General features: G+C 53.5%; 20 protein-coding genes. 14 read left to right on the top strand and 6 right to left on the bottom strand.

Translation table 11 applies throughout. The features are described 5' to 3' along the window. Window positions 1-144: 144 nt before the first annotated feature. Complete coding sequence (locus KUV22_RS05760; protein WP_222229251.1) at window positions 145-1,086, bottom strand: IS110 family transposase; 942 nt, start codon at window positions 1,084-1,086, stop codon at window positions 145-147. Window positions 1,087-1,530: 444 nt separating this feature from the next. On the opposite strand from KUV22_RS05760, the gene KUV22_RS05755 reads away from it, so the two are divergent. The 5 genes from KUV22_RS05755 (at window position 1,531) to KUV22_RS05735 (ending at window position 4,650) form a co-directional block, all read left to right on the top strand. After that, window positions 1,531-2,724, top strand: a complete 1,194-nt coding sequence (locus KUV22_RS05755) for a fumarylacetoacetate hydrolase family protein (protein ID WP_222229249.1) — start codon at window positions 1,531-1,533, stop codon at window positions 2,722-2,724. A gap of 116 nt (window positions 2,725-2,840) precedes the next feature. After that, window positions 2,841-3,317, top strand: coding sequence for a LabA-like NYN domain-containing protein (locus KUV22_RS05750; RefSeq protein WP_222229247.1), 477 nt, complete (start codon window positions 2,841-2,843; stop codon window positions 3,315-3,317). Window positions 3,318-3,425: 108 nt separating this feature from the next. Then, window positions 3,426-3,674: a DUF6868 family protein gene (locus KUV22_RS05745; RefSeq protein ID WP_222229245.1), complete on the top strand. Its 249-nt coding sequence runs from the start codon at window positions 3,426-3,428 to the stop codon at window positions 3,672-3,674. A 64-nt stretch (window positions 3,675-3,738) separates the two neighbouring features. Continuing rightward, window positions 3,739-4,206 (top strand): hypothetical protein, encoded by a 468-nt coding sequence (locus KUV22_RS05740; RefSeq protein ID WP_222229243.1) that lies wholly within the window; start codon window positions 3,739-3,741, stop codon window positions 4,204-4,206. Between the two features lie 84 nt (window positions 4,207-4,290). Then, window positions 4,291-4,650, top strand: a complete 360-nt coding sequence (locus KUV22_RS05735) for a hypothetical protein (protein ID WP_222229241.1) — start codon at window positions 4,291-4,293, stop codon at window positions 4,648-4,650. Between the two features lie 96 nt (window positions 4,651-4,746). Here KUV22_RS05735 and KUV22_RS05730 read toward each other — a convergent pair whose 3' ends face one another. Together KUV22_RS05730 and KUV22_RS05725 are read right to left on the bottom strand one after the other, a co-directional pair. Then, window positions 4,747-5,058 (bottom strand): GIY-YIG nuclease family protein, encoded by a 312-nt coding sequence (locus tag KUV22_RS05730; protein ID WP_222229239.1) that lies wholly within the window; start codon window positions 5,056-5,058, stop codon window positions 4,747-4,749. A gap of 41 nt (window positions 5,059-5,099) precedes the next feature. Continuing rightward, the gene (locus KUV22_RS05725; RefSeq protein WP_222229238.1) at window positions 5,100-6,188 is read right to left on the bottom strand and encodes a PA0069 family radical SAM protein; all 1,089 of its coding nucleotides are present in this window, start codon (window positions 6,186-6,188) and stop codon (window positions 5,100-5,102) included. A gap of 157 nt (window positions 6,189-6,345) precedes the next feature. Between KUV22_RS05725 and KUV22_RS05720 the strand changes: the two genes are divergently transcribed. Both KUV22_RS05720 and KUV22_RS05715 read left to right on the top strand, forming a co-directional pair. Further along, window positions 6,346-7,890 (top strand): FMN-binding glutamate synthase family protein, encoded by a 1,545-nt coding sequence (locus tag KUV22_RS05720; RefSeq protein WP_222229237.1) that lies wholly within the window; start codon window positions 6,346-6,348, stop codon window positions 7,888-7,890. 52 nt (window positions 7,891-7,942) lie between these two features. Continuing rightward, window positions 7,943-9,184 carry a cation:proton antiporter gene (locus KUV22_RS05715; RefSeq protein ID WP_222229235.1) on the top strand — a complete coding sequence of 414 codons (1,242 nt, stop codon included), beginning with the start codon at window positions 7,943-7,945 and terminating at the stop codon, window positions 9,182-9,184. 7 nt (window positions 9,185-9,191) lie between these two features. On the opposite strand, the gene KUV22_RS17315 is transcribed toward KUV22_RS05715, so the two are convergent. Then, on the bottom strand, window positions 9,192-9,323 hold the full coding sequence (locus KUV22_RS17315) for a hypothetical protein (RefSeq protein ID WP_261319194.1): 132 nt from the start codon (window positions 9,321-9,323) through the stop codon (window positions 9,192-9,194). Between the two features lie 220 nt (window positions 9,324-9,543). Beyond that, a complete protein-coding gene (locus KUV22_RS05710; RefSeq protein WP_222229233.1) occupies window positions 9,544-10,551 on the bottom strand; it encodes an AraC family transcriptional regulator in 1,008 nt (335 codons plus the stop codon). 197 nt (window positions 10,552-10,748) lie between these two features. Here KUV22_RS05710 and KUV22_RS05705 point away from each other — a divergent pair, with 197 nt between their 5' ends. The 7 genes from KUV22_RS05705 (at window position 10,749) to KUV22_RS05675 (ending at window position 19,366) form a co-directional block, all read left to right on the top strand. After that, the gene (locus KUV22_RS05705) at window positions 10,749-11,960 is read left to right on the top strand and encodes an acetyl-CoA C-acetyltransferase (RefSeq protein WP_222229231.1); all 1,212 of its coding nucleotides are present in this window, start codon (window positions 10,749-10,751) and stop codon (window positions 11,958-11,960) included. A 57-nt stretch (window positions 11,961-12,017) separates the two neighbouring features. After that, window positions 12,018-14,189 (top strand): 3-hydroxyacyl-CoA dehydrogenase NAD-binding domain-containing protein, encoded by a 2,172-nt coding sequence (locus KUV22_RS05700; RefSeq protein WP_222229229.1) that lies wholly within the window; start codon window positions 12,018-12,020, stop codon window positions 14,187-14,189. A gap of 43 nt (window positions 14,190-14,232) precedes the next feature. After that, complete coding sequence (locus KUV22_RS05695) at window positions 14,233-15,411, top strand: acyl-CoA dehydrogenase family protein (protein ID WP_222229227.1); 1,179 nt, start codon at window positions 14,233-14,235, stop codon at window positions 15,409-15,411. 61 nt (window positions 15,412-15,472) lie between these two features. Beyond that, a complete protein-coding gene (locus KUV22_RS05690) occupies window positions 15,473-16,255 on the top strand; it encodes an SDR family NAD(P)-dependent oxidoreductase (protein ID WP_222229282.1) in 783 nt (260 codons plus the stop codon). A gap of 99 nt (window positions 16,256-16,354) precedes the next feature. Beyond that, window positions 16,355-17,494, top strand: coding sequence for a CaiB/BaiF CoA transferase family protein (locus KUV22_RS05685; RefSeq protein WP_222229225.1), 1,140 nt, complete (start codon window positions 16,355-16,357; stop codon window positions 17,492-17,494). A gap of 48 nt (window positions 17,495-17,542) precedes the next feature. Beyond that, window positions 17,543-18,334, top strand: a complete 792-nt coding sequence (locus tag KUV22_RS05680; protein ID WP_222229223.1) for an enoyl-CoA hydratase/isomerase family protein — start codon at window positions 17,543-17,545, stop codon at window positions 18,332-18,334. A 51-nt stretch (window positions 18,335-18,385) separates the two neighbouring features. Then, entirely contained in the window at window positions 18,386-19,366 is a 981-nt protein-coding gene (locus tag KUV22_RS05675) for an NAD(P)H-dependent flavin oxidoreductase (RefSeq protein WP_222229221.1), read from the top strand. Window positions 19,367-19,390: 24 nt separating this feature from the next. Here KUV22_RS05675 and KUV22_RS05670 read toward each other — a convergent pair whose 3' ends face one another. After that, window positions 19,391-20,326, bottom strand: coding sequence for an alpha/beta hydrolase (locus KUV22_RS05670; protein WP_222229219.1), 936 nt, complete (start codon window positions 20,324-20,326; stop codon window positions 19,391-19,393). Window positions 20,327-20,351 lie beyond the last annotated feature (25 nt).

The raw sequence follows: 20,351 nt of genomic DNA, 5'->3' as shown, positions 1-20,351 counted from the left end.
ATGTCGTTATCGGAGATAAGTTAGGCGATCAGATTTCGGTTCAGAATTGTAATAATATCCTTACGGAGCAATTCTATGAGTTGCATCAGGAGTTTGAGCTTGGGGGCAAAGGCTAACAAGTGACTATGGTATTCCGTCAAGCGATTAAGCCATTTTTTCATCCCAGTGGGTGTTGTTTTTAACCATGGTGTTGAGGATCGTGAGCTGCTTTCGCATGCAGGCGACGATAGCAACTTTTTTAGGTTTTCCTGCAGCTACCATACGCTCATACATCGGTTTCAGTTTTGGATGGGATTGGATCGCTGACATCATTGAGACAAAGAGAACTGTTCTTACACGGTGACGTCCACCTCGAATGAATTGCTTACCTTGGTAGCGTCCACTATCGCGATTCATCGGTGCGATACCAACAAGCGCAGCGATCTCCTTACGATTAAGTTTTCCGAGTTCAGGTAGTTCGCTCATTAGTGTATAGGCCACGACATTGCCGACACCTTTGGCACTCAGGAGAAGGTCCCGTTTCTCTTTCCACTCAGTCACGCTACTAATTAACTTGTCGAGTTGTTTGTCAATCTTAAGTAGTTCGGCCTTAATCGCGTTGAGAATCTGTCGAATAGGGTCGTGAACTGACTTTGGCATTCTCTTGAGGCGATTCTTCTGCATGGTACTCATCTCAAGGCACTGGCTGCGTACAGCAAGTAAGTCACTGATTTCGCGCAATTTTTCGGGCTTAATTACCGTTGGTTCCGGCTTCATCGCCTCGCCAAAATGGGCAATATCCATGGCGTCTAGCTTGTCAGTTTTAGCGATCCGTCCTGATGATTTTGCAAAGTTTCTGATCTGAGAAGGATTGCAGACAACGATGGGCAGTTTGTATTTATCAGCAGCGCAAACGAAGTCCATTTCGAGTCGGCCAGTTGACTCGATCAACACCCTGGAAGGCTTGAGTGCCAGTATTTCATTTATTGCCTGCTTAATACCTTCTTTATCGTTTTTTACGCTAAAGAATTGGCCGGTGGGTCTCACATAGATATCGAGTTGGGTGCTACTGGTATCGATGCCGACATTGATCTCTTGATATTGCATAAGATAAGCTATCTCCGCCTTGCTATTCGGGCTCGAGGCCCACATGACTATTCGAGTTATGCCTAGTGAGTGTTTGTCACGTTCATACTTGTTATCGGTCTTAATGAACCGGCCAGGCAGCGAACTGTGATAAACAAGGCCTTCGGTGGCCGCCGAAGGTGGGTCTCAATTTACCCGTTAGCGAGAAGGGCGCACAACGCCAAAATAAGATAAGAACAACCATACAAGGCCAGGCAGTTTGCTCCGGGCCTTCGGCCCTCCGCGGGACAGCTTACGCTGTGCACGTTTTTCGCAGGTCGCTGCGCTCCCATTTTTGCGCAAAACGCGCACAAGGTAAGCTGCCCCTGCCGGCGGCGTTAGAGCGCTCATTGAGGCGCCTAGTGAACACGGTAGATTATTGTCTGCTGAAGTCCTCTTTCCCGCTGTCTAAAAAAGGAAACTAGCATGAGATCTATAGGAAAATGGTTTGCGGTCGGATTCTTCGTTCTGGCTACAGGTCTCTTTTCAATTTGGGTTACCTCTCCCGATCCGCAATACAATCCCGCAAGTTTCGAAGATGTGCCGCTTGAGATGAGCCTGGCTCCTTTGGAAGAAGCGGTTACGCTTGCCCAATTTCATGATCAAGAGGGCCAGACCCGCACGATGATCGTGCTTGACATGAAAGATGGAGCCGTTACCGGCATTGATCTTGAAAAACTTGGGGGCTCACGAACCAACGATCCTTTCGAGGCGTTGGCAGCCGCAGACATATCGTGTCTTCGTGCCGGCCAATGTGCTGATCTATCAGTGTCCACTATCGATGTTGATGAACTCTTGCCGTCGGGTTCCAGCGGTACTTTACATATCGGAACAGGCACGAATTTTCCAGAGCATGCCGAAGAAGCCAATAGCAGTTCTGTATTCCAGTTTCCGAAGTTTGGACCGGCATCGACAGCTAGGACCCAAGTGCGAGCCAACCCCGGTATTCTGCTGGACTACGAAGTAGAGTTGTGTATTCGTTTTGATCGCGATCTTACGACACCTCAACAATTCGACGAAGCCGTGAAAGGTATCTTTCTCTGCGGCGATTTCACCAATCGTAATGCGCTAATTAATCTGGCTGATCCCGACAATTTGGATTCCGGGTATGGTTTCAGTGACTCAAAAAGTGGCCCCGATTTCTTTCCGACAGGACCATTCCTGGTGATCCCCAGTGATTGGAAAGCCTTTGTGTCCAATGTGCGCATGACAACGTCCGTGAATGGCTCAGATCGTCAGGATGCACGCGGAAGCGAAATGACGATCGACTTCAAGGGGTTAGTGGATAAGGCGTTCTCGGATATGGAAAAACCACGCTTCCTCTATCGGGATGGCTATGTAAAGCTGACATCAACTGGAACGATCCCATCTTCTGCCACACTGATGTCTGGAACCGCTGAAGGTACCATTTTTACTCCGCCTTCACGTGGAGACCTCGTTGAGGCAATAGTTGATTATGTGGCTTGTGGTGGGCCATTAGTAAAGGATTCATTTCTTGATGTGGCGCGTCGGACATTCATCGCTAACGAGCTTGCGGGGCGTCATTATCTTCAACCCGGCGACATCGTGCGTCATGGATCGAATTATCTGGGCGACATCGTGGTTGAAGTTGTCGATTGACGCGCCCCCGCAGTTTTGCTGTCGTAAAAGCGGGTGCCGCCTCACGCTCGCCTGAGCTCAGCGTTATATTTAAGATTTGCCCAAGTCTAGTAGACGCCCTTTATAGTTAGGTCTCGATGGAATCAGTATCAATATTGGTCGACGTACAAAACGTTTATTACACGACCAGACAAATATATGGCCAAAATTTCGATTACAACAAATTTTGGTCTAAGGTCACGCATAACCGGAAGGTCGTTAATGCTGTGGCGTATGCTATTGATCGCTCGGATGAAAAGCAGAAGCAGTTTCAAAATATACTACGAGCAATTGGTTTTAAGGTTAAGTTAAAGCCCTACATTCAAAGGTCTGATGGCTCTGCAAAGGGTGACTGGGATGTGGGGATTACGTTAGATGCAATGGAATATGCGAAGTCAAGTGACATAATCGTTCTTCTGTCAGGCGACGGGGATTTTGATTTGCTGGTAGAACGAATCATCGCGAGTCATAATTCCGCTGTTGAAGTTTATGGCGTCGAAGCATTAACTGCCAAGTCATTAATGTCGTCTGCCACCAGGTTCATTCCAATAGGTGCAGATCTACTTCTAAAGTGATATCCGAATACACAACAAACGTAAGCATTACGGCGCTGTGCAAAAATTGATACGCCAGAAGAAAAAGTAACCCGCCTGATTCTTGGGCGCTATAAGCAAGGATAGAAAATGATCACCCTATCTCAGGTAACGACTGTTCTCGGTTGGGCGTCACTGTTCAATATTGGCTACCTGCTGCTGGCCACTGGCATGGTGTATCTGATGAAAAATTTCATCAAGTCCATACATGGCAGTATGTTTGACCTAGGCGATGAGAAGCTCTCGGAGGTATATTTTAGTTTCTTGGCGAACTTCAAGATTGTTACGGTAGCTTTCTTTATTGTTCCATACCTCAGTTTGAAGGTGATGGGGTATTAGTAGTTTTGCGGGTGGCTAAGGGTTTCCTGGTAGCGCTTGGCAGTGGATTTGATTAGGAGTAATGATGGGACTGACGTGGGACAAGAGCCTTGTCGCGGGTGGAAAAGACGGTTTGCTTGGCGATGGTGTAGAGTTTGAGGTGTATTCATCGGTAAGTGAAGCGGACGAGGAGGACTCGGTGAATACCGATATGATTGAGGCCCTTGATTATGCTCTTAGCTTTCTGGATAGAAACGTTAAGGATGAATCCCGCTTCTTTTTAGTTGGGTGGGACGCCGCCAGTTCGACGCTTATGTTTTCGGTTACGGATGATACCAAGCAAATGGATTCTCCAATTATGGTCAGATGTCACTTCGTCGGTTTAAGCGGAAAGCTAGCGTCTGATTCTGAGCGAGAATCCGCAGTTGAAGCCTATGAGGAGAATGTCAGATTCTGGTGTAAGGAACACTTGTCCACCAGTAGCGCATTCACACAGTATTCTTTGATCGCGCTCTTTGTGGATGAAGACAGGGCGCGCGCCGGACTGCTTTAAGCCCTTAGGTGTGGGTGGGTATAAGATGGATTGATTGTTGGATCTTGACGTAGCGGCAGACCAAAGAACACTCGGATAGGTCCTATGAGTATAACTATCGCGTTACTGTGTTTGATTGTTATTGGGGTGTTGGATGGCTTCGCGAGCCAGTACTTCTACCCTGGAGTGGGCTTTCCGCCCACTTCCTTGTGGTTCTCTCTGGCGATCGCCTTCGTGGGGTTCGCCTGGTATGTCCGCGATTCAAATCTACGCAAGTACAAGCGCAATATTTTTTTGAATATTTGCGTTATCGGCTTTGGGCTTATCGCGTTGCCGTATTACTTTTTCCGCAGCCGCGGATTAAAGGGCGGGTTACTTGCTACCTTGGTGCTGCTATTGGTGTTGGTTATCTGGACGATCGCACTACTGAGCGGAGAGCAAATAGCGCTGCTTGTGCAGAAATGATTGTCTAGAAAGCAGTCATTATTCTTAGTTACTTTCTAAATTGCGCTGGCTGAGAAAGCTGAAGTTTCTCTGATTGAAAGTCGTTGAATACTCCGTTTAATCGACTTGCGCGATGCCTTGGTAGTCCTCGCCGAGATATTCATTCAGGAAAGATGGCCCGCAACGAATCAGTTGTTCTTTTCGCAACTTCGGCCAGCGTTTGATTTCCACTTCCAGCTTCAGTGCATCGGACTTGCTGCGCATGGCGCACTGAAACTCGAGGGTTAGCGGGCCGCGCCCGCGCAGGGCTTTGGCTGCTTTGGGGCCGCCACTGCTGTGCTCCTCAAAGCGCCGCTCCACATCGCGGGTGACCCCGGTATACAGGGTGCCGCGGTTGGTGCGGATGAGATAGACAAACCAGCCAGACAAAAAAGATTCCTACTCTTATATTTCCTGCTTGGACGCAGGCCTTAAAACAGGCTGTGTTGATCCCCGGATTGCGGGGGCAGGGTGAATTTACTGCAGTCGAGATTGAGCTTGCGCTCATTCAGGCCCAGTTTGCGACAGGTTATCTTAAATCGCTGCTGCAGTAACTGGGCGAACACACCGTTACCCCGCTGGCGACTGCCAAATTCACTCTGGTAATCCTTACCGCCGCGGCTCTGCTGCACAATGCTCATAACGTGTTGTGCGCGCTCTGGATAGTGCTCCTGCAGCCATTGGCGGAACAGGGGGGCTACTTCAAACGGGAGGCGCAGCAGGATGTAGGCAGCGTGGATGGCACCGGCCTCGTGCGCCCGGGTCAGTATCTGTTCCAGCTCGGCGTCGTTTAGTGCGGGAATAATCGGGGCTGCCATCACTGCGGTGGGAATGCCCGCGCTGCTCAGGGCTTCAATCATACGCAGCCGTGCATTGGGACCAGCGGTGCGGGGTTCCAGGCGGCGTTTCAATTCGTTGTCCAGCGTGGTCACACTGATGGCGACGTGGGCCAAATTGTCCTGCGCCATTTCGGCGAGGATTGGCAGGTCGCGCAGGATCAGTTGGCCCTTGGTGACGATGGTTACCGGGTGCTGGTGTTCCTGCAGGGTCCGCAGAATCCGGCGGGTGATTTGCTTGTCTTTTTCCAGTGGCTGGTAGGGATCGGTGTTGGTCCCCAGAGCAATGGGGCTGCACTGATATTTGGGCTTGCGCAGTGCTTGCTGTAGAAGCTCGGTGGCGTTCGGCTTGTAAAACAGCTGCGTCTCGAAATCCAGCCCCGGGGACAGGTCCATATAGGCATGCGCCGGGCGCGCATAGCAGTAGATACAGCCGTGTTCGCAGCCGCGGTAGGGGTTGATGGATTGGCTGAACGGGAGATCCGGGGATTGGTTGGTGGCGATGATCGAGCGCGCCTTTTCCTCTATGGCGATGGTTTCGATGCGTTCCAGCGGCTCCAGTGTCGTCTCCCAGCCGTCACTCTCGCGGCTGCTAACCTGATCTATAAAGCGCCCAGCCAGGTTGCTGACGGCACCGCGGCCCTTGAGTGGGCGGGTAGGGTTACTGGAGGAATCGTTGGCCACGTGCTTCTGGATCGGGTCTGGTAATGAATGTGATCTGTATGGATATACAGTTTATTGCCGTACGGAGAGGGGCGCAAGCGCACTGTGCAAGGGTGCGCGGGAGGTCATACAATGACTGATCGGTACTCAATAACAAAGACAGTGCAGGGATTAGGGAATGGATCTTCAAGCGGTTGCCGCCATCTATGCGTTTGCGGTCAAGGTGCTGCAGATATTTGCCATGCTGTTCGCCTTCGGGCTGGTGGTGCTGGTGCTGTATCTGGTGTACCTGTATCTGGCGGACGTTAGCCAGACCAAGCAGGCGATTCGGCGCAACTTCCCGGTCCTGGGTCGTTTCCGCTACCAGTTTGAGCACTTGGGGGAGTTTTTCCGCCAGTACTTCTTTGCGCTCGACCGGGAGGAGATGCCGTTTAACCGCGCCCAGCGCAGCTGGGTGTATCGTGCGGCAAAGAATGTGGATTCCACCCTCGCGTTTGGTTCTACCCGCCCGCTGAACCAGCCCGGCGATATCGTATTCCTGAATCACCCGTTCCCCACCCTGGCCAAAGACGCGGTGCCGGCGCGGGAAATCACCCTGGGGGAGGGCGTGGCACGCACCCCCTATACCACCCGCTCCATCTTCAATATCTCGGGCATGAGCTTCGGCGCGCTGTCGGTCCCGGCGGTAACGGCGTTATCCAAAGGTGCCGCCAAGGCGGGTATCTGGCTTAACACTGGGGAAGGGGGCTTGTCTCCGCACCATTTGGTCGGGGGCTGCGACATCGTGTTTCAGGTGGGTACCGCCAAGTACGGCGTTCGCGATGCGGAAGGCAACCTGGACGACGATAAGCTGCGCAAGATCGCCGACCATGAACAGGTGAAGATGTTCGAGCTGAAACTGTCCCAGGGTGCCAAGCCCGGCAAGGGCGGGATTTTGCCCGGTGTTAAGGTGACACCGGAAATCGCCCATGTGCGCGGTATCCCGGTGGGCGAGGATTCCATCAGCCCCAACGGGCACCCGGAAATCCGCGACGTGGATAGCTTGCTGGATATGATCAATCACATCCGCGAGGTGACGGGTAAACCCACGGGCATAAAGTGCGTGATTGGTACCAGCGACTGGCTGCACGATTTGTTTGAGGCGATTTTGCGCCGGGGCATCGACAGTGCGCCAGACTTTATCAATATCGATAGCGCCGATGGTGGCAGTGGCGCGGCGCCGCAGAGCCTGATGGATTACATGGGGCTACCCCTGAATCGCAGCCTGCCTATGGTGGTGGACCTGGTTGAAGATTACGGGCTGCGGGAACGGATCAAGATTATCTGTGCGGGCAAGCTGCTAACACCGTCGGTGGTGGCCTGGGCGCTGGCCATGGGCGCGGATTTCGTGAATTGTGGGCGCGGATTTATGTTTGCGCTGGGCTGTATTCAGGCGATGCAGTGCAATAAAAATACCTGCCCCACGGGCGTTACTACCCACAACCCGGATTTGCAGCAGGGGCTGGACCCCATGGACAAGGCGGAGCGCGTCTACCATTACGCACGTAACCTGGATTACGAAGTGGGGACTATTGCGCACTCTTGCGGTGTACCGGAGCCGCGCCAGTTGCGGCGTTCCCACCTGGAGGTCATTGGTGAGCGCGGCGTCGCGGTGCCATTGACCACCCTTGCCTCGCTGGCGGAATCCCGCTCGGTGATAGCGACCGATCGCAGGGAGCAATAGAAAGCTCAACAGACAGCTCAATAGAGAGATCAGTAACAAGGAGCGAACAGCCATGGAAGGCGTTGTTACTCTGGTTGGCCAGGGCCTGTATATGGCGTTTGCCGCCGTCGCGGGTTTGGGTATCGCCCGTGTCTTAAAGCGCGACAGCACGCTCGGTTGCCTGATTGCCGGCGTGATCGCCGGTATGCTCCTGCCCATTTTCGATTACGACACCGGCCTGCGCGCGGAAAATCTGCATCAGCTGGTATTTTTCGTCATCCTGCCGGTGTTGATCTTTGAGTCTGCGTGGAAGATCGACCCGATTATCCTATTTCGCTGGCTGGGGCCGATTCTGCTACTCGCCACCATTGGCGTGCTGATATGTTGCCTGATTACCGCGGTGCTCGTCTATTACGGCATTCATCACCCCACAGGGTTTCCGTGGATTGCGGCCTTCCTCACCGGTGCGATTCTCGCGGCCACAGATCCAGTCTGTGTGGTGGCGCGACTGCGCCAGAGTGATGCCGATGACCAGCTGCTGACCCTGGTGGAAGGGGAGAGCCTGTTTAACGATGCCGCCGCGATCGTGTTGTTCTCTTTTGCATTGGGTATTGCCAGCCACAGTGTGATGGAGGGAACCGTGGCCACCGGCGAGCCGCTGTCCGGATTTGCGAGTTTTTCCCTGTATTTCCTCACCGTGTTTATCGGTGGCTTGGCGGTAGGCACCATCTGCGGCTTGCTGACCGCCATTGTGATTCTGTTTTTGAAGTCTGCGGGTGCCGCACTGATGGTACTGGTGCTGGCGGCATTTGGTAGTTTCTATCTGGCGGAGCATGTGGTGGGCGTGTCCGGCATTCTCTCCGTAATGGTGTGTGCCATTATCGCGCGCTCCTGTTTGCGCGAGCAGCAGGACACCTATTTGAGCCATGCGGAACCGACCTGGGAGTGGCTGGGGCTGTTTTTCAACGCGCTGATTTTTGTGATTATGGGGCTGGTGATTACGTTTGAAATGTTTACCCACCAGTGGCTGGCAATCATCATCGCGATTGTGGCGGCGCTGGTGGCGCGTACCCTTGCGGTATTTTTAGTGTCGCCATTTGCGCGCTTTGTGGGGCCGCCAATTCCCAACTCTTGGCGCATGATTTTAAGCTGGGGTGGATTGCGTGGTGTGATTGCGGTGGCGCTGGTGCTGTCACTGCCCACGGAGCTGCCTTACTGGTGGACAGTGCAGTCGATGGTCTTTGGTGTAGTGCTGTTCTCCCTGCTGGTGCAGGGCACTACAAGCACGCGCCTGATTAAGAAGCTGGGTGTTTGAGCGCGCTTTAGGATATTCGATAGAACTTTATCGGTTCTACGCAGCCGGTTTCGTTTTTATCTTTGTTGTCGTAAAACAGGCGGGCGGCGAGGGCGAGCAGTATCAGCGCGAATACCAGTAGGGCGATCACTCTCAGCATTACATCATCTCCTTGTGCAAGCCTAATAATATACGCCCGAATCTCATGAGCGGCCGCAACTCTTTTTGTAGGAAAACTTTGGTTTCGTTGGATATTGTAGATGAGCTATCCGACAAAAGAGGCTGGATGTGGATTGGTCTCATCTTTTCCCAAGCTGCCTTTTACCTGTGGCCTTTCATGTGTGGCCTTTCGAAGAGCGGTGCTCCTGTGCGATGTGCTTTTATGAAAGATCCTTTCGATACGTTAGGGGCGTTACTCCAGTCCAGCTTCGGAAGGCGCGAATAAAGGCACTGGCTTCTGAAAAACCCGTTAAGAAGGCGATCTCTTCGATCGACGTACGTTGCCTGGATAGGTGGTAGATGGCCTGATCGCGTCGGATCTGGACTTTCAGGTCGCTGTAATTCAGCCCTTCATCATTCAATTGTCGTCGAAGTTGTTTTGGGTTTAACCCGAGGTGTGCAGCAATTTCTGCGAAGGTCGGCACTGCGCTCAAGTCGTCTCCAATCACATCTTTGATTTTCTGGCTCCAGCTTTTACTGCGAAAACTGTTTACCAGAGTGTTATAGAGTGGCTTGCGCAAAAACTCTGCGAGACTCTGAGGGGTTTGTTTGACTGGTTTTTCCAGCAGTCGTCGGTCGAACGCTAGGCGGCAAACATCCGCATCGTATTCGACCGGCGCCCCGGCAAATAGCGGTCGATATTCTTCGCTGTATTCTGGCTGTGGGTATGGAACGGATGCGCCGGTCAGCGGCAGGTTTTGCTGCGTCAGCCAGCAGAACTGCCGGTGCAGAGAGAAACAGAAGAACTCATAGACATAGGGCTCAAAGGGGGGCGCGTCGTTCGATACCTGCCTTATCTCAACGATAGCCCGGTCTTCTTCGACAAATAGCCGTGGCGCCAAATTCTGGTTCAGGATGTCGTAAAACAGACAAAATCGTTTCATTGCCTGGCCCAGCGTTCTGCATTGGATCAGCCAGTGACACAGAGCTGACCACTGGCCGAGCCTGAAGGGCTGTGGGCAATAGCCCAGCATCTCATCACCCATTTCACGCATGGTGACCGTCTGTAGCTTGGCATACTGTTCTGCGCTCACCCGGGCCTGGCTCTGCTCCAATAGCCGCGGAGAAATTCGGCTGCGGCGCAGGAGTCGCTCGACATCATAGCCTTGTTCTGTAGCCTTCTTGAGTACCGCTTTTACAAAGCAAACGTGAACAGAAATATCCCGCATAGCCGTTGGGCCTCATTATCTGGCGCGCATTTATTCCCTTTGCTGACTGGCAGACTTCTTCAGCCCCTGCGGGATTAAAATGTCTATTTTTGTCCCCCATGGTCATTGTTTTGGCGGTTTCGTGCAAGTAAAAATGCATAAAACGTACATTATTACGTGTGTGTCGTCTTTTAATTTGATCAGGCAGGGGTCTCCCAATGGCACCAAATACTGCATATGTCTTCGATGCAATTCGTACCCCCAGGGGTAAAGGCAAGAAAGATGGGTCGCTTCATGAAGTGAAGTCGGTAGCGCTTGGCTCGGGCTTACTCCGCGAGTTGCAGCAGCGCCTCGACCTGGATACCGCTTACGTGGATGATGTGGTGATGGGGTGCGTTTCACCGGTTGGCGAGCAAGGTGGCGACATTGCCAAAACCATTGTCCAGTACGCTGAGTGGGACGAGAGTGTTGCCGGTGTGCAGCTGGATCGCTTCTGCGCTTCTGGCTTAGAAGCGGTGAACCTTGCAGCCATGAAGATCGCCTCCGGATGGGAGGAGTTGGTGGTTGCCGGTGGAGTGGAGTCCATGTCACGGGTACCCATGGGAGCCGCCGGCGGTGCCTGGTTGAACGATCCGGAAATTAATATCGCGACCGGTGCTGTGCCTCAGGGGATCGGTGCCGACACCATCGCGACGCTAGAGGGCTGGAGCCGTGAAGACGTAGATGCGTTTGCTCTCAGTTCCCAGCAGCGCGCGGCCCACGCGCAACAGAATGGCTATTTCGATCGCTCGGTTGTGCCGGTGAAAGATCTAAATGGGATGACCATCCTAGATAGAGATGAGTTTATCAAGCCCAACTCCACTATGGAGGTGCTGGGCAAATTGCGGCCGTCATTTGAAGCGATGGGCGCGCTCGGGTTTGACGACCTGATGCTACGCAAGTACCCGGATATCCCATCCATCAATCACGTCCATACACCGGGCAATTCCTCTGGCATTGTGGATGGTGCAGCCGCGGTTTTGATTGGCTCAGAAAAAGCGGGCAAGGATCTCGGCCTTACCCCGCGTGGCCGGATTGTGGCGACTGCGGTTCTGGCGACCGACCCTACCATCATGTTGGTAGGGCCCGGACCTGCAGCGAAAAAAGTGCTGGCGAAAGCGGGCATGACCACTGCGGATATCGATCTCTTTGAAATCAATGAGGCGTTTGCCTCCGTCGCACTGCGATTTATGCAGGACCTCGACATTTCCCATGATGTGACCAACGTTAACGGCGGTGCCATAGCCATGGGACACCCCCTCGGTGCAACTGGCGCAATGCTGGTCAGCACCATTCTGGATGAACTGGAACGTCGCGATCTCAAGCGGGCACTGGTTGCCCTCTGTGTGGGCGGCGGACAGGGAATTGCAACCATCATTGAGCGCGTTTAATCAGAGCCTATCGCAGCCTCATCGGATTGCGGGCACTACAGAGCAAGGTAACAAATCATGAGTGAAAACATTCACGGCTTTGTCTATCAAAAAGACGCTGATGGCATTGTGACCATTACCATGGACATGGATGGCCCGGTCAACGCGATGAATGAGCAGTATCGCCAGGCCATGGCAGTGATTCCACAAAAGCTGGAATCCGAAGAGGGGCTTACCGGGGTTGTCTTTGCTTCCGCGAAATCTACTTTTTTCGCCGGCGGTGACCTGAAGGAACTATGCACGGTCCCCAAAGGTGGTGAGGGACATCAATTTCGTGTGATCGAGGAAAACATTAAGGCACCGCTCCGTCGCCTCGAAAAACTCGAGGTGCCGGTGGTCGCGGCGATCAATGGTGCGGCGCTCGGTGGAGGGTTTGAGTTGTGTCTCGCCTGTAACCGACGTATTGCATTCAATGGTCCCAAAGCGGTGGTTGGTTTCCCTGAAGTGACTCTGGGTTTATTGCCGGGTGCCGGCGGTATTGTACGATCCATACATATGCTTGGACTGCAAAAGGCCCTGCCATTCTTGATGGAAGGCAAACGACTGAAACCGTCACAGGCTCAGGAAATTGGTTATGTCGATCAACTGGTGGATTCGATTGAAGACCTGATCCCTGCGGCCAAGCAGTGGATTAAGGAAAACCCTGTCGCCTGGGCGCAGCCGTGGGACGTTAAAGGGCACAAAATTCCAGGAGGGGATAAATGGAGTCCGGCGATCACCAATTTACTGGCGGTTGCACCCGCAGCGACCTTTCAGAAGACGCGCGGGCTCCTGCCCGCACCGGAGCGAATTTTGGCAGTGTGTGGCGATACCGTATCGGTGGACTTCGATACTGCACTGCGTATTGAATCCCGTGGCCTCGCGTATCTCGTTACCACGCCGCAAGCGAAGAACATCATTACCTCCAGTTTCTTCCAGCTCAACAGCATCAATAGCGGTATCAGTCGTCCGGCGGATATCGAACGCACGCATGTGACCAAGCTCGGCATTCTCGGAGCCGGCATGATGGGGCAGGGTATCGCCTATGCAGCCGCGAAGGCGGGTATTCAGGTAGTGCTCGTGGATACCAGTATTGAAGCGGCAGAAAAGGGCAAGGCCTACAGCGCGAAAGTGCTGGATAGGCAAATCCAGCGGGGCCGCATGTCGGAGCAGGACAAGGAGGTAGTTCTTGCGCGTATCAGTGCCACCACCGAGTACGCCGCTCTGCAGGGGTGTGATCTGATCGTTGAGGCGGTGTTTGAAGATATCACCCTGAAAAATCAGGTTACCCGTGACGTTGAACAGTTTCTGGCCAAGGATGGGGTGCTGGCAACCAACACCTCGACGCTCCCGATTACTCTGTTGTCGGATGCGAGTGAATCTCCGGAGAACTTCATAGGTATTCACTTTTTCTCCCCTGTCGACAAGATGCCGTTGATCGAAATTATCTGTGGCGAAAAAACCAGTGATCGAACCTTGGCGAGAGCTTTCGATTTTGCGCGTCAGATCGGCAAAACCCCCATCGTTGTGAATGACTCGCTCGGTTTCTTCACTTCTCGTGTCTTCGGCACCTTTATGGATGAAGGCGCACGTTTATTGGTGGAAGGTTTGAACCCTGTCTTGATCGATGCCCTGGCCAAACAGGTGGGCATGCCAGTGGGACCGCTGGCTGTACAGGATGAGGTGAGTCAGGAACTTACGCGTAAGGTTGCCGAAACCCACGAAAAAATGGGTGTGCTGAATTCCCTCGGCGACAACAGCTGCAATGCCGCAGTATCAGTGCGGTTGATCAGTGAGTTTGGTCGCGGCGGCCGCCACCACGGTGGTGGCTACTACGAATATGCAGCGGACGGTAGCAAGAAAATCTGGCCGCGCTTGTATGAGCTCTACTTTAATCCCGAGGTTGAGATGCCGCGGGAGGATATCAAGGACCGAATCCTGTTTAGGCAGGTAGTTGAAAGCCTCAAGTGTTTGCAGGAGGGCGTGTTGCGTACCGTAGCGGACGGCAACGTTGGCTCATTGATGGGTATCGGTGCCCCAGCATGGACCGGCGGTTTTTTGCAGGTGGCGAATACCTATGAATATGCCGGAGAGGTCGGTCCCAAGGCACTGCTGATACGTTGTGAAGAGTTGGCTGCGCGGTATGGAGAGCGCTTCTCTGCGCCAGAAATCCTGCGGGAAAAGGCGCGTTCTGGCGCCAGTTTCGAGTGACACGATTTGATTTACTGACTTGATTTCAGGGAGTTATGCCGAAATGCTGAAACGTGACTTCACCGCAGAACAAATGATGTTCCGGGACGCCTATCGCAAGTTTTTGCAGCAGGAAATTGTCCCCAATATGGAAACGTGGCGAGAGCAAGGCATCGTGGATCGCGAGGCTTTTCGCAAGGCTGGCGAACAGGGCTTCCTGATGGTCTGGCCTGATGAGGTCTTTGGTGGCCTCGGAGACGATGACTTTCGGTTCGAGCAAATCATCCTTGAGGAGAACCAATACGCGCTCACTGGGGACTGGGGAAGTACCCTGCATAGCCGGCTAATTGGTCCTTACCTGACACGTTTTGGAAGCGAAGAGCAGCAAAAACGATTCTTGCCAAAGTGTGTTAGTGGCGAAACTATTCTGGCAATCGCCATGACCGAGCCAGATGCGGGCAGTGATCTCGCAGGCATGCGTGCGACAGCCATCGATCATGGAGATCATTTCCTGCTTAACGGCAACAAGACCTATATCTCCAATGGAATCAATGCGGATCTCGTGATTGTTGCGGCGAAAACGGATCCGACCAATGATCCGCGCAAGATCGGTCTGTTTCTGGTCGAGCGCGGCGCAGAGGGGTTCCATCGAGGCGCCATGCTTAAAAAGATGGGGCAAAAAGCCCAGGACACCGCGGAACTGTTTTTTGAAAACGTGATTGTTCCGAAGGAAAACGTTTTGGGGGATCCATCCAGTGGGTTTATTTATCTGATGGAGGGCCTCGCCGAGGAGCGTTTGATTGCGGCGGTGGGCAGTCTCGCAATGGCCCAGAAGGCCTTTGATATAACCCTGGAATTCACGCGTGATCGCAAGTTATTCAAGCGCAGCCTGGGTGACTTCCAGAACACCCAGTTCAAACTCGCTGACTTGCGTGCCGAGCTTGATATGCAGCAGGTCTATTTAGATCACTGCGTAAAGGTCCATGGGCAGGGCCAATTGACTGCAGAAGATGCGGCCAAGGCCAAGCTATTAACCACCGAGTTGCTCGGCAAGGTGGTCGATGAGGGAGTTCAGCTGCACGGCGGGGCCGGCTATATGGATGAATACCCGATTTCGCGCCTGTATACCGACGCTAGGGTTACCCGAATCTATGCCGGTACCTCAGAGGTAATGAAATTGATTATTGGGCGCGATCTCTACAGGAATGAGGCGGTCCCGTTTATTGACCGAGACATGCCGTAACTTTTTACTGCGGCTTTTTTAGCTTGATGTACCGAACTGCACTTAACAAGAGGAGCAGATGATGGATATTCAGGGGAAAACCGCAATCGTCACCGGGGGCGCTTCTGGCCTGGGAGCTGCAACCGTAGAGCGTTATGCCGCGGACGGTGCCAACGTGGCGATTTTTGATGTGAATGAAGAGGCGGGCAGTGCGCTGGTCGATAAATTGGGCGCGGAAGTTGGTGACAGGATCGCCTTCTTCAAGGTCGATGTGACCGATGAATCCTCGGTGCAGGGTGCGATCGATGCCGTGGCCGAGCGCTTTGGTGCCTTGCATATTGTGAATAACTACGCGGGTATTGGTCCGGCCTGCAAGACGTTTGGTAAAAAGGGGCCGCATCCCATCGCACTGTATATGAAGGTGGTGATGGTCAATCAAGTGGGCACATTCAATGTGGCTCGTCTCGCGGCCGAAAAGATGGCGGAGAATGAGCCGGTAAATTCAGACGGCGCACGGGGTGTGATTATCAACACGGCTTCTGTGGCTGCCTATGAGGGGCAGATCGGTCAAGTCGCGTACAGTGCCACCAAGGGTGCCATTGTTGGTATGACACTGCCCATGGCTCGGGAACTGGCCCCTTACGGTATTCGAGTGAATACCATTGTGCCGGGGCTGATTCATACCCCATTGTTCGAGACGATTGAAGAGTCGTATTACAAAGCGCTCGAGGCCTCTACCGTATATCCACAGCGCCTGGGTAAAACCAGCGAAATAGCCAAGCTCTCTGCACACATCGTGGATAACGATTATATCAATGGTGAATGTATTCGGATGGATGCGGCGGTACGCATGCAGCCCAAGTAGCCGCTAAAGCAATGTCTTTGCGACAGGCGTAATTGCGACTCGGCCACGCCTCTGGCCATTATTTCATTCACTTTGGATTCCCCGCGGAGTTGTAGGGTTATGGGTGTATTGAGCGGATATACCGTTATCGAATTGGCTGGTATGGGGCCTTGCCCGATGGCGGCCATGTTACTGGCTGATATGGGTGCAGAGGTTATTCGGGTCGAGCGCGGGCCGCAGCGCGATCCCATTTACTCCCATGACATGAGTGCACGCGGCAAGAAATCGATCATCCTCAACCTGAAAAGTGAGGAGGGACGTGAAGCCCTGTTGCGATTGGTCGAGCGCGCAGATGTATTGCTCGAGGGATTCAGGCCCGGAGTGGCCGAAAAGCTCGGGTTGGGCCCGGAAGACTGTGCCGAAAGAAATTCCGCGTTGGTATATGGCCGTATGACCGGTTGGGGGCAAACGGGCCCACTGTCGCAGACTGCTGGTCATGACCTGAACTACATAGCCCTGACCGGCGCCCTGTACGCGATTGGTCGCCCCGGCGAAAAGCCGGTGGTTCCACTGAATCTGGTGGGTGATTTTGGCGGTGGCAGTATGTTTTTGGTAGCCGGCGTTCTGGGCGCATTACTTGAAGCGAAACAGTCCGGTAAGGGGCAGGTGGTCGATGCTGCAATGGTCGATGGTACCGCCAATCTTATGTGGATGTGTCACAGTTTTTCTGCAGCCGGGTCCTGGGACCCTAGTGAACGAGGCGTCAACCTGCTGGATGGTGGTGCTTTCTTTTACGATACCTATGAAACCAGTGATGGGCGTTATATCGCTCTCGGCGCCATTGAGCCTCAATTTTATGCCGAGCTCGTGCACCGTGCAGGACTCGATCCAGATATCTACAGGGCCGACACCCAGTATGAACTGGCCAGCTGGAAAGACTCTGCAGCGGCTTTCTCAGAGGTGTTTCGCAGCAAAACCCAGCGTGAATGGTGTGAACTCCTGGAGGGGACTGATGCCTGTTTTGCGCCAGTTTTGACACTGGAGGAGGCACCGACACATCCACATAATCAGGCGAGAGATGCCTATGTGGAGGTCGATGGCTTCAAGCAGCCTGCACCCGCACCACGCTTCAGCAGAACACCATCGGTAGTCCAGCATGGGCAGCGCCGCCCGGGCGAGGATACGGAAGAAGTACTGGCGACACTTGGCTACAGTGCGGAACAAATCTTGACGTTGAGGGCTGCAGGTATTTGTACCTGAACACCGGCCTCTCGATACAACAACAATAAGCAGATGGGGTAGCTAGTTATGAGTGATTATGCAACGGTCAGTTATCGCACGGATGAACAGGTGGCGATTATTACTTTGAATCGCCCTCAGGCGCGCAATGCGCTCACTGCACAGATGCGTGCAGAACTCTACGCGGCGATACGTGAAGCAAATAACGATAGCAATATAAGGGTGGTACTGCTCACCGGAGCAGGAAAAGGATTCTGCGCAGGGGCTGACCTCGTCGAGGCGTATCCAGACTCTGACAAAGATGGCTTTATTACGCACCAGTTGCGCACTGAATATCACCCGATAATTCAGGCGATTACTGAATCCCCGAAACCCTTTATGAGTGCGATTAATGGTGCGGCTGCCGGTATTGGTGCTGCCATCGCCATGGCCTGTGACGTGATGGTAATGGCGGAGGACGCGTTTTTGTATTCCGCTTTTGGTGCGATCAGCCTGATTCCTGATGGGGGAACACATTGGTTCCTTTCCAGAAACCTCGGAAACAAGAAGGCCTTCGAAATGATTGCTTTCTCCCAGCGCCTGTCTGCAGAACAATGTGTGCACTACGGGATTGCCAACAGTGTAGTGGACGCGCAGCACCTGCAAGAAGAAGCGCTTGGCTGGGCGCGTTCACTAACAGATTTGGCGCCGTTGACTCTGCAATACAGCAAGCAATTATTGCGCGAGGCGAGCACCGCAACCCTCGCGCAAACCATGGAGCGCGAGGCGCAAATTCAGAACATTCATTATCGTAGTGAAGACTTTAAAGAAGGTGCTCAGGCATTCCTCGAAAAGAGGGCGGCAAAGTTTCAGGGTAGGTAGTACGTTTGGCGATGGCCGGTGGCATTAATCCAGAATATGGAAACCGCAGTGATGAAAACGAGAATTACCGAGCTATTTGATATTCAGTACCCAATTATCCAGGGTGGCATGATGTGGGTAGGGCGTGCCGAGCTGGCCTCTGCAGTTTCTAATGCGGGTGGGCTTGGTATGCTGACCGCCCTGACCCAGCCTTCCCCGGAGGCGTTACTGGAGGAAATAGCCCGCTGTCGCTCGATGACCGACAACCCCTTTGGTGTGAATCTCACCATCTTGCCCGCGATCAACCCGCCGCCCTATGCCGAGTATGCGCAGGCGATCATCGATGGCGGTGTGAAGATTGTGGAAACCGCGGGCCGAAGCCCGGAACCGTTTATGCCGGCCTTCAAGGCGGCGGGAATCAAGGTGATTCACAAGTGCACCTCCGTTCGTCATGCCATTAAGGCAGAGAAAGTTGGCTGCGATGCGGTGAGTGTCGATGGCTTTGAATGTGCCGGTCATCCGGGAGAGGATGACGTTACCAATCTCGTTTTACTCCCCGCGGCCTACGCCAAATTGACGATACCGATGGTTGCCTCAGGTGGAATTGGTACCGGCTCGCAATTGGCTGCAGCGCTCGCTCTGGGCGCTGAGGGAGTGAATATGGGCAGCCGGTTTGTGGCTACGCAAGAGGCGCCTGTGCATGAAAATATGAAGCAGGCGATGGTAGAGGCTGATGAGCGCCAGACGACGCTGATGTTTCGCTCGTTAAACAATACCTGCCGAGTATTCAGTAACCCGATTTCGCAGGAAGTATTGAGTATTGAGGCGAAGCCGGGTGAAACGGATTTTACCGACTTGCGCCCTCTGGTTTCTGGTGAGCGCGGACGCGAGCGCTGCATCGAAGGTGGCGATATCAATGACGGAATCTGGACCGTAGGCATGGTAATGGGGTTGATTCATGATATCCCCACCTGCCAGGTATTGATTGAGCGCATGATGTCGGAGGCGCAAGCGACGATTAACCATCGGCTGGCATCGATGATGGCGGTGTGAGGCGTATAGTAGCCGGTGATCCTTCTACTCTGTAGCCGGCAGCCGCAAGGATTGCTGGAGAAACCGAAAGTTCGCCGCAAAGAGTTTTCGCGTTACCTCTGCACGAGGGGCAATGGTTTCAAAGGCGTGTGGCGCTCCGGACACAACATACAGCGTGCTATCCACATTGGCTTGGCTGAGCCGCTGCGCGTAGGTCAGGCACTCCTGGTAAAACAGATCGATATCTCCAATACCAATCCAGGTTGGTGGCAAGTCTGACAGGTCTTCTCGCCTTGCGGGTACTGCGTAAGGTGCTGCCTGTTTACCCCCAGCAGGGTGCTGCAGGTATGCCGACCAGCAGGCGCGATTACTGCGATTATTCCAGATCTTGTGGTTTAGCTGGTCAAGCTCCAATTTCGCAGAAGTGCGGTCGTCCAGCATCGGACAAAACAGTGCAACGCACGCAGGCGTGGCTCCTTTCTCATCGGTTAATCTTTGGGCCAGGCTAGCGGCCAGCCCTCCGCCGGCACTTTGCCCGGATAGCGCAATACGCGCAGGGTCGATACCCAGGCGATCGGCAGAGGCATGCAGCCATTGCCAGGCTTCATGACAATCATTCAGTGCCGCCGGAAATGGTTGAGCTGGCGCAAGGCGATAGTCCACCGAGACGACGACCAGCCCCAGTTCCCTCGCATAAGCCGAGCATAATGCATCGTCTTGAGCCGCCCGTCCGGAAACTAACCCACCACCATGCATCCATAGCACCGCCGCACGGGCGGGTGTATTTGTGGGTTGGTAGACCCGAACACTCGCATTGGACAGCGGGTGGGTCTCAATGGTGATGCCCTCTGCCCCTGTGGCTGATGGCCAGATACGCTGCAGTGACTGCAGCGCTTTAACAAACCATGTGCGGTGGAACGGCAGCGTGGGGATAAAACGGACGGTCTGTGCTAACTCGGGATGTACTTTCAAGGTTGTCATGTTTTACATGTTCCACTTGGTAAGT

Origin of the sequence: Microbulbifer agarilyticus (genome assembly GCF_019800665.1) — a bacterium.
GTDB classification, from domain to species: Bacteria; Pseudomonadota; Gammaproteobacteria; order Pseudomonadales; family Cellvibrionaceae; genus Microbulbifer; species Microbulbifer agarilyticus_C.
Note: the sequence above shows the minus strand (reverse complement) of the source record. Positions and strands in the feature narration are given on the sequence as shown.